Source organism: Croceivirga radicis, from assembly GCF_002072105.2.
Classification (GTDB): domain Bacteria; phylum Bacteroidota; class Bacteroidia; order Flavobacteriales; family Flavobacteriaceae; genus Croceivirga; species Croceivirga radicis.
In genome coordinates, this window is record NZ_MTBC01000005.1 from 134,381 (window position 1) to 149,607 (window position 15,227).

Genomic DNA, 15,227 nt, shown 5'->3' on the forward strand with positions numbered 1-15,227 from the left:
TCTTTGCAATTAGTTTTGTAGCTATTCTACATAATCTATTTAAAAAATGAATTATTTAAAACGCTTAATTGTTGTAATGGGTATTCTAATTTTTCTTACAAAATGTAATGCCCAAAACAAGGATATAGATAATAATAGAGAAGCAAAACCAAAGCGGGAAATGAACATACCACAACTGCCAGAAAACCTCATTACTTTTAAAAATCAAGCATACAAATCTGTTAACGGTAAACGATTATTGTTAGATGTCTACAAAAATAAGGTTGTTGCAAATCCTCCACTTTTGGTTTGGATTCACGGCGGAGCATGGAAAAGGGGTAGCAAAGAAGCGTTCATCACTAAAAATAATAATCTAGTGAATGCAGTTTTGAATAAAGGGTATGCCTTAGCTTCTATAAATTACAGATTAAGTGGCGAAGCTATATTTCCTGCACAAATACAGGATTGTAATGATGCCATCAACTTTTTATATGAACATGCAGACACCTATGGTTTTAACAAAGACGCTATTGCGTTAATGGGTAGATCTGCAGGGGGCCATTTGGCGGCGTTGGTGGCTACCTCCAATACTTCGGGTAGAGGGGATTTTATGGGTGATCGTGACAAAATTTTATTTAAAGTGAAGGCTTTGGTCGATTTTTTTGGCCCATCAGATTTGATAAATTTTAAAGCCTATGGCACGGATAAGGGTACAGGTACGCCAGAAGCGGACTTGTTAGGCGGTAGTCCATTAGAGAAAGAACGGTTGGCAAGAGCTGCAAGCCCAATTTATTATGTAAACGCACAATCCCCACCTACCATTTTATTTCATGGTACTGCAGATAGAAATGTTCCTAGTAAGCAAAGTGAACTTTTTAAAAGCGAATTAGATAAACATAATATTATTAGCGAACTCTATTTGGTAGATGGAGCAAGACACGGCGACCCAATTTTTGACACAGAAGTATATGTAACTAAAACAATGCAGTTTTTGCAAAAACATTTTCCTGTAAAATAAAAAAGGAGGCTTTACTGAGCCTCCTTTTTTTTAGTGTTTTAAGCTTCACAGCTAACACAATCTTTCTTCTGCTTAAATTTTTGAGCAGCATTCATACTGTGTTGGTAATACAAAGATTTTAGACCTAACTTCCAAGCGGTAACATGTATTTTATTAACCTCTTTGGTAGGCATTTCTGGGTGTACTATAATATTTACAGACTGCCCTTGGTCTATGTGGTTTTGTCTGTTGGCCGCTTGGTAAATAATATCCATTTGGTCCAACTCAGAATACGTTTTAAATACTGCTTTTTCTTCTTCTGTCAAGAAATCCAGGTGTTGTACAGAACCATCTCTATCTCTTATACTTCTCCACACTTCAGAGGTATTCATCCCTTTTTCTTCTAATAGTTCCATTAAATATGGGTTCTTAATGGTAACCTTTATTTTGGCAATATCTTTTACGTAGCAGTTAGACCAGATTGGTTCAATACCTTGTGATACTTGCCCTAAAATAAAAGCAGATGAAGTTGTAGGGGCAACGGCATTTAAAGTGGTATTACGTCTACCGTAACCTTCTAGCATTTTTGGTTCTCCAAAACGTGCGGCAAGCTGTTCAGATGCTTTATAAGAACGCTCTTTTATTTCCCTGAAAATCTCACTGTTTAGATTATAGGCTTCTTGACTATTAAAGGCCAATTTTTTAGACTGCAATAAACTATGCCACCCTAAAGCACCTAAACCTAATGCTCTGTTTTCTTTTGCAAAATTGTAAGCCCTTTCCATAAACAGGAACGTTTGCTGATCATCTCTATTATCAGAGTCTTTGTAAACCTCTAGTTTTTCAATAAATTCTGTTATAACCGCATCCAAGAAATGAATCATTGTTTCAACAGCATCTGTTTCTTTCCACTTATCGTAATGCAATAGGTTAATACTGGATAGTACGCAAACAAAAGACCAATCTTGGTTAGAAGGCAACATAATTTCGGTACATAAGTTACTAGCATAAATTCGTTGATCCTTGTCTTTGTACACATCTACCGTACCGTCATTGGCATTGTCAGAGAAAAATACGTAAGGATAACCCATTTCACCTCTACATTGCAAAACTTTGGCCCAGATGGTACGTTTTTCAACATCTCCATCTATCATTTCTTGCATCCATTGGTTAGGAACCGTTACACCATGTGTTAACTGCTGTATTGGGTTACCTTCTGTACCAATTTCTAAAAACTCTTTAATATCTGGGTGGTCTATTGGTAAATACGGAGAAAAACGACCTCTTCTAACGGAGCCTTGGCTTACAACATCTACCATAGACTCGAACAACTGCATAATATGAACCGCACCTGAAGCTTCACCGTTGTTCTTTACAGCTGCACCACGATGTCTTATTTTTCCAAAGTAACCAGATGTACCACCACCAAGTTTAGACATCATACCAACTTCAGATTGGGTATAAAGAATATTACCCATATCATCGTCTATATGAGAACCAAAACAGCTTATAGGTAAACCACGTTGCTTACCAAAGTTAGACCAAACCGGCGATGCTAGCGAATAGAACCCTTCTGACATGTAGTTGTAGAACTTGTCTGCAAATCCAGGCATTTCTAAGATTTGCTCTGCACGCTCAGCAATTTCTCTAATTCTTCCCTCTGGTGTTACACCCTCTGTTAGGTAACCAGAAGCTAGGAACTTTCTACTATACTCATTCAACCATTTAAAACCTTCCGTTTCTAGTGGTCTTTCTTTTAAATCAGATAAGGCAGATTTTCTTGCATTAACTAAATCTAAAGTGGTGTTTTCTTTTTGTTGTAGGGTTTCTTTCCCTATAGTTTCAGTGTTCTTTTCCATAGCTGCTTAAAATAAATCGTCGCTGGTTATACTTTGTGTTCTCTTGCTGTAGTTGATGGATCTTTTTACAAAGAAATCACCGTGCTTGGTTCCAATAATTTCATCATCGAACCATTCGGTTTGTTCCAATAATTTTTCGTCTACCTCAAATATTTTGTTGATTCCTATACTCTCAAGGGAGTTGTTAAATCTATTTTTTATGAATTCGTTTATAACCGCTTTAGGTAAAAAGTCCAATTCTCCATCCTCAAATATCCAGTCTACTATTTTACTTTCTGCAACAAATGCTTGCTCACAGATTTCTTGTATAGTTTGGTGGTAGGTCTCATTAAACCAATGCGGGTTTTCTTTCTTAATAATGTTAATGATGTCTATTCCAAAATCGCCATGTATTTGCTCTTCTTTAGAAGTAGCTTCTACTACATTAGATATACCCTTAAGCATGTTTTTATGCTTGTTAAAGGCCATGATTATCAAGAATTGGGAAAATAACGATACATGTTCTATAAACAGGGAAAATAACAAGATAGACTCTGCATATTCTTGGTCATTTTCGCTTTTAGCAGTTTTAAGGGCAGCTTCCAAATACTGTACCCTTTTCATGATCACAGGTTTCTTCTTTAGGGTTTCAAACTCTCTATTTAAACCTAGTATTTCCAATAAATGCGAGTAAGCATCATGATGCCTAACTTCACTTTCTGCAAATGTTGAACCAACTGCCCCAATTTCCGGTTTAGGCATTCTTTGATAGATATCTCCCCAAAAACTTTTTACCGCAACCTCAATCTGAGAGATAGCTAGCATAGTGTTTTTAATAGCACTGCGTTCTACCTCTGTTAATCTGGATTTAAAATCTTGGATATCACTGGTAAAATTGAACTCGGTATGTATCCAATAAGAATGTCTTATAGCAGAAACATATTCGTATAATTCTGGGTACTCAAATGGCTTTAAGTTAATGCGCTTTTCAAAGATATTGGTAGCCCTTTCCTGTGCCCTTTTGTTTCTGTAGATAATGTAAGCTTTGGCCACATCATGAAATTGACTTTCCATTAGGCTGTTTTCTACAACATCTTGTACTTCTTCTACTGTTGGAATGTAATCTTTTACTTGTTTTTTACGGTCTAACAGTCTTAATTGTACATCATCTGCAATTACTTGGGCATCACCTAGTTGACCGTGGTCAACAGCTGTCATTGCCTTCATGATTGCATTTGTAATCTTGTGTAACTCAAAGGGTTGTGTGCTAAAATCCCTCTTCTTTATCTCAGAAATCTGCATAGGTAAAACGGTTTTTGGAAATTAACTAATGGTTCAGATTGTAAAATTCCTATTTTCTTGCCTACAATTTTCATAAGATGGAAATGGGTTCTCAACATTTTTATTAACAAAGCGTTAAGAGCTTGTAAAACAAGGGTGTAAAGTGTTAGAGAATTGCAGAAAAAATCAGAAAAATTTGTTCGCTAAAAACTAGGATTATTTATCCACAGGGTTATAAACAGTGCTCACATTCAAGTATAAAAAAAGAACGAGTCCATTAGGGCTCTTGCTACTTACTTATTTGGAATGAAATAAAAATTTTATAGGTGTGATTTTTTTGTCAAAGATTAAATAAATGTAAATTGCACACATAAAAAATGCCTGTTTCCCTAAGAACTCACATTTACATAGGAAATAACGTAAAATTAAAATGTATGGGTGGCGAAAATAGCTTAACCATTGTTTCTCCCGGAAGAATAAATTTAATTGGGGAACATGTAGATTATAACGATGGGTTTGTATTGCCAGCGGCAATAGAACAACACATTCAATTTAAGATTTGTAAAAACGGAACATCCAATAAAGCTATTGTTCGCAGTAAAGGTTTTGAAGGAGTTTTAGAGATTAACTTAAAAGCAATAACCCCAAGACCTGCAGGTTGGGAAAACTATTTGCTGGGTGTTATCAACGAAATGCAACAATTAACAGACGGTATTTCTGGTTTTGATTGTGAAATTCAAAGTTTTTTACCCGTGGGGTCCGGTGTAAGTTCTTCGGCGGCTTTGGAATGTGGTTTTGCTTATGCCATTAACGAATTATTTGATCTAGGATTAGATCGGTGGCAAATAGTTAAATTGAGTCAACGTGCAGAACACAATTATGTAGGTACCAAATGTGGCATCATGGATCAGTTTGCATCAGTAATGGGTAAAAAAGGATTTGCTATGTTGTTGGATTGCAAATCATTGGAGTTTGATTATGTTCCGGCAAACTTTGATCCCTACGTGTTACTCTTGCTTAATTCCAATGTTACCCATGATTTGGCTACGGGAGCCTACAACAAAAGGAGACAACAATGCGAAGATGGCCTTTCTTTTTTAGTTTCTAAATATGGTATTGCTCCCTCTTTTAGGAATGTTACGCTAGATATGCTTACAGATAGTAAGTCTCAATTGGATGCTACAGTATTTAACCGTTGTAGTTATGTGGTAGAGGAGATTGCCCGCGTACAAATGGCCAAAACCCTTTTAAAAGAAAATAAATTAAAGGCATTTGGTGAGCTTATGTACAAAACCCATGAGGGTTTAAGTGATAAATATGAAGTAAGTTGTAAAGAATTGGATTTTTTGGTTGATCTGGCCAAAAGAGAAAATGCGGTACTAGGCTCTAGAATTATGGGTGGCGGTTTTGGAGGTTGCACAATAAATTTGATTCATAAAGACTCTGTAAATCTGTTTATAGCCAAAGCGGCTGCGGCTTACAAAAAAGAATTCGGTATAGAGTTAAACGCTTTTGAGACCCAACCAAGTAATGGAACTACCTTAATAAAAGAAAATCATGAAGTTGGATTATAACGAACATCCACATAGGAGATACAACATATTAACTGGAGAATGGGTATTGGTTTCACCGCACCGTACCAAACGGCCTTGGCAGGGTAAACAAGAAAAAATACCAGAAACCAAAAGACCTAAATACGACCCTACCTGTTATTTATGTCCAGGAAATACCCGGGCAGGTGGCGAGCAAACCCCAAAGTATGAATCCGTATATAGTTTTACCAATGATTTTTCGGCCTTATTAGCAGATACCCCTAATATTTTGGAAGAAGATGGCTTATTAAAAGCACAGGGCGAAACAGGAATATGTAAGGTGGTCTGTTTTTCTCCAGACCATAGTTTAACCTTGCCTTTAATGGAGCAGAAAGCTATTGCAGACGTAGTTGCTTTATGGCAAAAGGAGTATAGTGAACTGGGTGCCAAGCAGAATATACGACATGTACAAATTTTTGAGAACAAGGGCGCTATGATGGGTTGTAGTAATCCGCATCCACATGGGCAGATTTGGGCACAATATTCCATACCTCAAGAAGTAGAACGCAAAACAAAGATGCAAAGGGCATATTTTGAAAAAAACGATTCCAGTCTTTTGGGCGATTACCTAAAACAAGAACTTGATAAAGACGAACGTATTCTTTTTCAAAATGAACATTTTGTTGCACTAGTTCCTTTTTGGGCGGTTTGGCCTTACGAAGCTATGATAGCCCCTAAAAAACAACTTCAAAATATAGCAGCACTCTCAAAAGAGCAAGCTTTAGCCTTTGCAGAAGCTATTAAGGTGGTTACCACCAAATTTGATAATTTATTTGAGGTTTCTTTTCCCTATTCCTCAGGAATACACCAGTCGCCAACAGATAATGACTATCCCGAGTGGCATTTTCATATGAGTTTTTATCCACCTTTGCTACGTTCTGCTACGGTTAAGAAATTTATGGTGGGCTATGAGATGTTTGGTAACCCACAAAGAGATATAACTGCAGAGCAGGCAGCAAAAAAATTAAAGGGTTTGTCTAATACACATTACAGTTTAAAATAGCCGCTTAGGGTATTCTAGCGTTAAGGAAAATAATTTGTTGTATTTTTCTGCTTGCTTTCCGTAAAATAGAAAGTGATTAGCTATGCAGAAGACCAAGAAATTTTCAATAAAAACGAGAAGTAAGGTTCTAGAAAGGGCAAAGGAGGAAACTTTTGACCTAATCATTATTGGTGGCGGTGTTACCGGAGCCGGTATTTTATTAGATGCCGCCTCAAGAGGTTTAAAAACCCTTTTGTTAGAAAAAGGAGACTTTGCCTCTGGTACCAGTAGTAAATCTACAAAGCTAATTCATGGAGGTCTACGCTATTTAAAACAGATGGATTTTGGTTTGGTGCATGAAGTTGGTACGGAACGGGCCATTGTTCATGATTTAGCTCCGCACTTGGTAGTGCCAGAAAAAATGCTTTTACCCTTAACGGAAAACGGTGCCTATAGCAAATGGTTAACCTCTATTGGTTTAATGGTTTATGATTTATTGGCAAAGGTTACAGGTGACGATAAGCGTAAAATGTTAAATACTAAAGAGGCTTTAAAAAAAGAACCGCTACTACCGGTAAAAGGACTTACGGGGGCTGGTTACTATGCAGAATACCGTACAGATGATGCCCGTTTAACTATGGAAATTATTAAAACGGCAAGAAACTATGGCGGCATGGCCACTAATTATACAGAGGTGGTTGGTTTTGTCTATGGAACCGATAATAAGGTAAGCGGGGTAACGGTAAAAGATTTTGTTAGTGGGCAAAATATTACCATACAAACAAATTATGTGGTTAGTGCCGCTGGTCCTTGGGTAGATGATTTAAGGCAGACCGATAAATCCAAAAAAGGAAAACGTTTGCACTTAACCAAAGGTGTTCATTTAGTTGTACCGCATAAAAAATTTCCAGTACAACAATCTGTTTATTTTGATGTGCCAGATGGTAGAATGATGTTTGCCATACCTAGGGGTAAAATTACATACTTTGGCACCACAGATACCAATTATGATGGGGATAAGGAGAATGTACTGGCCAATAAGGAAGATGTAGATTACCTTTTAAACGGAGTCAATACAATGTTCCCTACGGTTAATTTAAAGCCCAAGCACGTAATATCTTCATGGGCCGGCCTTAGACCTTTAATTCATGAAGATGGTAAATCTGCATCTGAACTTTCTAGAAAAGATGAAGTGTTCGAATCTAAAACGGGACTTATAAGTATTGCCGGTGGTAAATTAACGGGCTACAGAAAAATGTCTGAGCGTATTGTGGATTTGGTAGCCAAGAAAGCAAAGAAAACGCATAAAAAAGAACTTAATAACTGTATTACGGATGCCATACCCTTGTGTGGTAACGATTTTAAAAAGTACAAACAAGTAAAAAAATATACACTTAAGCTTACACAAAAACTAAAGGCAGAAAATCTTACTGCTTATGATGCTTGGTATCTGGTTAGTAACTATGGAAAACAGGCAAATCAGATTTGGAATATTTATAATGAACTAGAACCTGGCGAGTCTAAGTTGAGGTTGGGTAGGGCAGAGTTGCAGTTTACTTTACAACACGAAATGGTAACCAACCCAATAGATTTCTTTGTAAGACGTACCGGTAGGTTATATTTTGACATTGAAAGTATACCCTATTTATGGAATGGTTTAAAGGTCGATTTTAAAAATGCATTGAATGCTTCAGATGAAGAATTAGACAGCTATGAAAAAGAATTAAATAATTTGATAAAAGAACACTCCAAATTTTAATAAGATTAATCTTTTTTATGTCGTTTAAGTAATTGAAAATCAATTTTTTAAAAATTATTTTTGAAAATACTTAAAAATAACCTTTAAAAAGTTTGCAGCATCGATTTTTTATCTATGTTTGCCCCGTTAAATGAGTCCAACTAATTAACCGGACGCATTGCCTTTTTATTGAAAACTTTTTTCATGTTCGGGCCTTTGGGGATAAGGAAGTCTACCCAAAAAGCTGTTCTAAGATTAGGACTCCGGATACTAGGGCTGACTTCTAAAGACCGCTTGTTGTCAGGACGTGCAACTATTTTAAACCGCACGTTTAAACCATACACCGTTTTTGAATTTCGTATCTGATATTCTTGTTATTCCCTCGTATTTTTTAGAATTTTAGGATTAACAGATGCATAAACAAAAATGAAAACGAAATATTTTGATCTAATTGATCAAACCTATGACTTTCCACAAGAGGAATTTCAACTTAAAGACAACAATTTAGAATTTCATGGTATCGATTTAAAAGGATTAATCGCTGAGTATGGCGCACCTTTAAAATTCACATACCTGCCAAAAATATCAGACAACATACAACGTGCACAAAAGTGGTTTGCCAAATCCATTAAAAAGCATGGGTATAAGGGTAAATACCATTATTGCTATTGTACCAAAAGCTCGCATTTTCAGCATGTGTTGAATGAGGCCTTGAAGAATAACATCCATATAGAAACGTCTTCGGCTTTTGATATCGATATTGTAAACCACCTTAAATCTAAAGGAAAAATAAGCAAAGATACCTTTGTACTTTGCAATGGGTTTAAGCGCGATAAATACATTAACAATATTGCAGACCTTATCAATAACGGACACGAAAATTGCATTCCTATTATTGATAACTATGAGGAGCTCAACTTGTTGCAGTCCAACATTAACGGTACGTTCAATGTGGGTATTCGTATCGCTTCAGAAGAAGAACCAAAATTTGAGTTCTATACTTCAAGGTTGGGTATTGGCTACAAAAATATAGTTCCTTTTTACAATCAATCTATTAAAGAAAATGAGCAAGTGAATCTTAAAATGCTTCACTTTTTCATCAACACAGGTATTAGGGACACCGCTTATTATTGGAACGAACTATTAAAATGTTTAAAGGTGTATATTAACCTTAAACGCGTTTGCCCTACTTTGGATAGCCTAAATATTGGGGGTGGTTTTCCTATCAAAAATTCGTTGGCGTTTGAATATGATTATGCTTATATGATAGATGAAATCATCAATCAGATAAACCAGGCATGCCAAGAAGCAAAAGTAGATGTGCCCCATATTTTCACTGAATTTGGAAGTTTTACCGTAGGCGAAAGTGGCGGTGCCATTTATGAGGTATTGTACCAAAAACAACAAAATGATAGGGAAAAATGGAACATGATCAACTCATCTTTCATAACAACCTTGCCAGATTCTTGGGCTATAAATAAGCGCTTTATTTTACTGGCTATAAACCGTTGGAATGAGGAGTATGAGCGTGTTCTGCTTGGCGGTTTAACATGTGACAGTGATGATTACTACAACTCTGAGCAACACATGAACGCTATTTATTTGCCAAAATACAAAAAGGATAAACCCTTATATATTGGTTTCTTTAATACAGGAGCATACCAAGAGTCTATAGGGGGTTATGGCGGATTGCAACACTGTTTAATACCAGCACCAAAACACATTCTAATAGATAGAGATGAAAATGGTGAGCTAACTACAAAAGTTTTTGCAGAACAACAGACATCAGCCAAATTTATGGATATCTTAGGGTATACCAAGTAATTGAGCATTTTCGTAAAAAATAAAACAACAAATAATTTTTAGTACCCTTTTAAAATGAAAAAAAATAGGACCTATGCTGGCATTCCAGACCAATATGCCGCTATGGATAAGTCTAAAGTAGTTTTATTGCCCGTAGCTTATGATGGTACAAGTACATGGGGCAAAGGAGCAGACAAGGGACCAGAAGCTTTTTTGGAGGCTTCTGAGAATATGGAACTCTATGATATAGAGACCGATAGTGAAGTGTATAAAGAAGGCATTTACCTAGCAGATACTTTGGAAGGTTTTAACTCTCCTGAAGCTATGGTTGCCGCGGTTCACGATAAGGTAAAAGAACTGGTTAAGCGTAATAAATTAGTAACCATGTTTGGTGGTGAACATTCGGTTTCTATAGGCGCAATACGTGCTTTTTCTGAATATTACCAAGATTTAACCGTAGTACAGATAGATGCACACGCAGATTTGCGTAAGGAGTACGAAGGTACCAAATACAACCATGCATGTGCGTTGTATGAGGCCAATGAGACCACCAATTTAATACAAGTAGGTATCCGTAGTATGGACCATGCAGAAACTTTGGTTATGGATTATAACAAAGTGTTTTTTGCGCATGAGATGGTTACGGACGATTTTTGGATGGATAACGCCATAGAATTAATGACAGACAACGTTTACATCACGTTTGATTTGGATGCGTTTGATCCTTCTATTTGTCCATCTACAGGAACACCGGAGCCAGGTGGCTTATTGTGGTACGAAACCTTAGAGTTTTTAAGCAAAATTTTTGAAAGCAAAAACGTGGTAGGTTTTGATATCGTGGAGCTTTGCCCAAATAAGATAGACCGCTCGTCTGACTTTTTAGCTGCAAAACTATATTACAAAATGTTAAGCTATAAGTTTAGAAAAGACGAAATTGAAACAGAAGAATTAGATGGAGCTGAACCATTACACAAAAGAAATTTAAACGCAGAAGATTTTTACGATGAGCAATAAAGGACCTATATCTAATTTTATAGAAAAACACTACCTACACTTTAACGCAGCTGCCTTGGTAGATGCCGCAAAAGGGTACGAGGCACAGCTAAACAATGGCGCTAAAATGTTGGTGTCTTTAGCTGGGGCAATGAGTACCGCAGAATTGGGTAAAAGTTTTGCAGAGATGATTCGCCAAGACAAAGTGCAAATTATTTCTTGTACGGGTGCAAACTTGGAAGAAGATATTATGAACCTTGTAGCACATTCGCACTACAAAAGGGTGCCAAACTATAGAGATTTAACACCACAAGACGAGTGGGATTTACTAGAAAACGGCCTAAATAGGGTAACAGATACCTGTATTCCAGAAGAGGAAGCCTTTAGAAGGCTGCAAAAACACGTTCATAAGATTTGGAAGGATGCAGATGATAAAGGAGAACGTTACTTTCCGCACGAATACATGTACAAAATGTTACTTTCTGGCGTTTTAGAAGAATATTATGAGATAGATTTAAAAGATTCTTGGATGTATGCTGCGGCAGAAAAAAACTTGCCTATTGTTGTCCCCGGTTGGGAAGACAGCACCATGGGTAACATTTTTGCTAGCTATGTACTAAAGGGAGAGTTAAAAGCGAGTACCGTAAAATCGGGGATAGAGTATATGACCTTTTTGGCAGGTTGGTATAGAGACAACAGCCAAAACGGAATTGGATTTTTCCAGATAGGTGGTGGTATTGCAGGGGATTTTCCTATCTGCGTAGTACCTATGCTATATCAGGATATGGAGGAAACGGAAACACCGTTCTGGAGCTACTTTTGCCAGATAAGTGATTCTACTACTAGTTATGGGTCGTACTCCGGTGCGGTGCCAAATGAGAAGATTACTTGGGGTAAGCTAGATATAGATACACCTAAGTTTATTGTTGAATCAGATGCTACTATAGTGGCACCCCTGATTTTCGCTTATTTATTAGATCTTTAAGCTTAGAAAGCAAACGTAATTTTAATTAAAAAATGAAAGTATTAACTTTTGTATTGGCCTTTGTTCTTACCGCTAGTAATCCTTTTGTAACACAAGATGAAACCGTGGTAGGCACCTATCTTGGCTTTGAGAACGACATGTATGTTTTTGTAGACAATGAGGAAAACTACTATGAGTTCTCTAGTGCGCTACCTGCAGTTACGGATAAAATGGACCTTATGGCAGAAGAAGCCAAAGGTAAATTATATCAGGTAACATATAAGGTAGAAACAGATATAGATGAATTGGATGAAGAATTTGACGTCTATATTATTACAAGTTTAAAGTTATTACAATAACTTAGTAGGGCAGGAGTTGTGCTCCTGCCCAATTTTATCGGTATATGAAAAAGTTATGCAAATCTAGATTGGTAGCAATTAGCGGCTCAAAAGTTCTTGTTATGAGAAAGGTAGGAGCGGCCTTGCAATATACCCTGCCGGGTGGCATAAAAAAGAAGCACGAAAAATATACCGATGCTTTAGTTAGGGAAACAGCAGAAGAAATAGTTTTATCTATTAATGCTGAAGAGCTAGAGCTGTTCTATACCCATACCAAGAGCGACAAAACTACCCTATACACTAAAAAATATTATTACATAAACCTTGAACCAAACCCTATTGCTGTCATAGAAAAGCATAAGTTTTTAAAAACCCTTTGGTTAGATTGGAGAACGGCCATGATTTATATGGACAAGACCGATAAGCTGGCTATAAAAACCATCTTTAAATCTAGAAGGGAGTTAGAAATGAACAGGGTAAAATCTACTATTAGAAATATAAAAACGGTTTAAGAAATTACCATTTACTACAATGGAAACTATAGCACATGCAATGCATGTTGCACAGAGCTTGGATATAGCCCAGTGTGCAACCCTATCTTTGGGCCAATTATTATTTGGAGACCGAGACGAACTTTTTTACCGTAACCAAGAAGGTTATTTGTACTTGTTTAAATACGGTATTATCTCTTACTATAAAATTCCAGAAACCACCATTAAACAAATAAAATCGCAATTAAAAGAATTTGCTACCGGTTGGGGAGTTTCTGATTTTGAAGACAGCATACCTTTAAAATTAACAACCAACCCTGTGGTAAAAAGGGTTAAAACCAATGAGGTAGAGCTTAAAGAAGACAATCAAGAAGGGATAAGGTTAACCTTAATGCACTTGGCCCAATCTGTGGCATTGGATTATTATGCCAATCTATCGGAACAAATTATGAAAGAAACCCGTATGCATACTACTAATTTAGAATTGCACGGTAAATTGGATATTGGGGGTAAAAAATTAAAACGACATATTGGGCATGTTCTTAATATTAACAATCAAATATCAGAGAATCTCTACATTTTTGATTCCCATGAAGTAACTTGGGAAGATGTAAGTCTAGATTACCTAGATCAAGATTTAAAGCGATTGTTCGACCTAAAAGAGCGCTACAGAACCATTAAGGAGCAAGGGGCAATTATTAAGGAAAACCTTAGTTTGTTCAAAGATATAATGGACCATAAAGAAAGTAGCCGCTTAGAATGGATTATCATCATATTAATTTTGGTAGAGGTGCTAGATTTATTTATTATGCGAATGATTTATTAAAACTATATTAAATGATGGATAACATTGTAGCAAGTGAGGAGTGGTGTAAACTAGAAGAATTAGGAATACCTGCGGTAAAGGCCAGGGTAGATTCTGGAGCAAAAACCTCTTCCTTACAAGCCACAAAAATTAAGATATTTTCTAAAGGGTTAGAAGAATGGGTTCGGTTTGAGGTAAATCCTATTCAAGACAATAGAAGCATATCTATCTTATGCCAAGCTAAATTAGTAGGGTTGCGTACCGTTAAAAGTTCGCAAGGTATTGCAGAAGAACGTCCGGTTATAAAAACCCTTGTTACTATTGGTAACCAAGATTTTGATATAGAGGTAACTCTGGCCAATAGAGATACCATGGAGTATAGAATGCTTTTAGGTAGGGAGGCGTTAAACGAACGTTTTTTGGTAGACCCATCTAAAAGTTTTTTAATGGGAGATATTTCCGAGGATGAAATAGAAGTGCTTTACAAACCATATATGCGCAAAAAAGATGGATTAACTATAGGCTTATTGGCCAGTAATCCAAATTTGTATAGTAACAAACGTATTGTTGAGGCAGGCCAAGCGCGTGGACACGAAGTTGTTTTCTTGAACGTAGAAAGTGCCTACATGAAACTTGATGCCGTTGCTCCGCAGGTACGCTATAGAGGAGGTAATGTTTTGGACAAAATGGACGCCGTAATTCCACGTATAAAACCCTCGGTTACCTTTTACGGCTGTGCCTTACTAAGGCAATTTCACACCCTTGGAGTGTACTGCTTAAATTCTGCGGATGCCATATCAAAGTCAAGGGATAAACTGTACGCCTCTCAGGTATTTTCTAAAAACGATATTCATATTCCCGTAACGGGGTTTGCCAAATCGCCACAAGATACTAAAGACTTAATACGTATGGTAGATGGGGCACCCTTGATCATTAAACTGTTAGAAAGTACCCAAGGTAGAGGTGTGGTTTTAGCAGAAACCAATAAAGCGGCAGAAAGTGTTATTAATGCCTTTAAAAGCGTGCAAACCAACATTTTGGTTCAAGAGTTTATTAAAGAGGCAAATGGTCAAGACATCCGTTGTTTTGTAGTAAATGGCAAGGTGGTTGCTTCAATGCAAAGGCAAGCACAAAAAGGTGAGTTTAGGGCCAATATACATCAAGGAGGTAAAGCTTCATTAATTAAAATTACACCAGAAGAACGTAAGCTAGCTATTAAATCTGCCAAAGCATTGAATTTAGACGTTGCCGGTGTGGATTTAATACGTAGTAACCGTGGGCCTTTATTATTAGAGGTTAACTCCTCTCCCGGATTAGAAGGTATAGAAAATGCCACCGGTTTGGATATTGCCAATATCATGATTGAAACTATTGAGCGTAAGCTTAAATATAAGGCGGTTTAAGTACAATTAGCGTAGCCAAGTAT

13 protein-coding genes are annotated in these 15,227 nt (G+C 36.8%); 11 read left to right on the forward strand and 2 right to left on the reverse strand.

Annotation, left to right across the window (positions count from 1 at the left end):
* The first annotated feature begins 46 nt into the window (after positions 1 to 46).
* Positions 47 to 997, forward strand: coding sequence for an alpha/beta hydrolase (locus tag BUL40_RS09385; RefSeq protein ID WP_080319043.1), 951 nt, complete (start codon positions 47 to 49; stop codon positions 995 to 997).
* 38 nt (positions 998 to 1,035) lie between these two features.
* On the opposite strand, the gene BUL40_RS09390 is transcribed toward BUL40_RS09385, so the two are convergent.
* On the reverse strand, positions 1,036 to 2,835 hold the full coding sequence (locus BUL40_RS09390; protein ID WP_010519642.1) for a ribonucleoside-diphosphate reductase subunit alpha: 1,800 nt from the start codon (positions 2,833 to 2,835) through the stop codon (positions 1,036 to 1,038).
* A gap of 6 nt (positions 2,836 to 2,841) precedes the next feature.
* Positions 2,842 to 4,116: a ribonucleotide-diphosphate reductase subunit beta gene (locus BUL40_RS09395; protein WP_010519641.1), complete on the reverse strand. Its 1,275-nt coding sequence runs from the start codon at positions 4,114 to 4,116 to the stop codon at positions 2,842 to 2,844.
* Positions 4,117 to 4,529: 413 nt separating this feature from the next.
* On the opposite strand from BUL40_RS09395, the gene galK reads away from it, so the two are divergent.
* The 10 genes from galK (at position 4,530) to rimK (ending at position 15,204) form a co-directional block, all read left to right on the forward strand.
* The gene (gene galK / locus BUL40_RS09400; protein WP_080319044.1) at positions 4,530 to 5,669 is read left to right on the forward strand and encodes a galactokinase; all 1,140 of its coding nucleotides are present in this window, start codon (positions 4,530 to 4,532) and stop codon (positions 5,667 to 5,669) included.
* Positions 5,653 to 6,690, forward strand: coding sequence for a UDP-glucose--hexose-1-phosphate uridylyltransferase (locus BUL40_RS09405; RefSeq protein ID WP_080319045.1), 1,038 nt, complete (start codon positions 5,653 to 5,655; stop codon positions 6,688 to 6,690). The genes galK and BUL40_RS09405 overlap by 17 nt, the downstream gene beginning before the upstream one ends.
* A gap of 82 nt (positions 6,691 to 6,772) precedes the next feature.
* Positions 6,773 to 8,428, forward strand: coding sequence for a glycerol-3-phosphate dehydrogenase/oxidase (locus BUL40_RS09410; RefSeq protein WP_080319046.1), 1,656 nt, complete (start codon positions 6,773 to 6,775; stop codon positions 8,426 to 8,428).
* A gap of 405 nt (positions 8,429 to 8,833) precedes the next feature.
* Entirely contained in the window at positions 8,834 to 10,231 is a 1,398-nt protein-coding gene (locus BUL40_RS09415; RefSeq protein ID WP_080319047.1) for an arginine decarboxylase, read from the forward strand.
* A 54-nt stretch (positions 10,232 to 10,285) separates the two neighbouring features.
* Positions 10,286 to 11,224: an agmatinase gene (speB, locus tag BUL40_RS09420; RefSeq protein WP_080319048.1), complete on the forward strand. Its 939-nt coding sequence runs from the start codon at positions 10,286 to 10,288 to the stop codon at positions 11,222 to 11,224.
* Complete coding sequence (locus BUL40_RS09425) at positions 11,214 to 12,188, forward strand: deoxyhypusine synthase family protein (protein WP_010519635.1); 975 nt, start codon at positions 11,214 to 11,216, stop codon at positions 12,186 to 12,188. The genes speB and BUL40_RS09425 overlap by 11 nt, the downstream gene beginning before the upstream one ends.
* A 32-nt stretch (positions 12,189 to 12,220) precedes the next feature.
* Positions 12,221 to 12,526 carry a hypothetical protein gene (locus tag BUL40_RS09430; protein ID WP_080319049.1) on the forward strand — a complete coding sequence of 102 codons (306 nt, stop codon included), beginning with the start codon at positions 12,221 to 12,223 and terminating at the stop codon, positions 12,524 to 12,526.
* A gap of 44 nt (positions 12,527 to 12,570) precedes the next feature.
* A complete protein-coding gene (locus BUL40_RS09435; protein WP_080319050.1) occupies positions 12,571 to 13,017 on the forward strand; it encodes an NUDIX hydrolase in 447 nt (148 codons plus the stop codon).
* Positions 13,018 to 13,036: 19 nt separating this feature from the next.
* Positions 13,037 to 13,822, forward strand: coding sequence for an RMD1 family protein (locus BUL40_RS09440; RefSeq protein WP_080319051.1), 786 nt, complete (start codon positions 13,037 to 13,039; stop codon positions 13,820 to 13,822).
* 11 nt (positions 13,823 to 13,833) lie between these two features.
* The gene (rimK, locus tag BUL40_RS09445) at positions 13,834 to 15,204 is read left to right on the forward strand and encodes a 30S ribosomal protein S6--L-glutamate ligase (protein ID WP_010519631.1); all 1,371 of its coding nucleotides are present in this window, start codon (positions 13,834 to 13,836) and stop codon (positions 15,202 to 15,204) included.
* Positions 15,205 to 15,227: the final 23 nt, after the last annotated feature.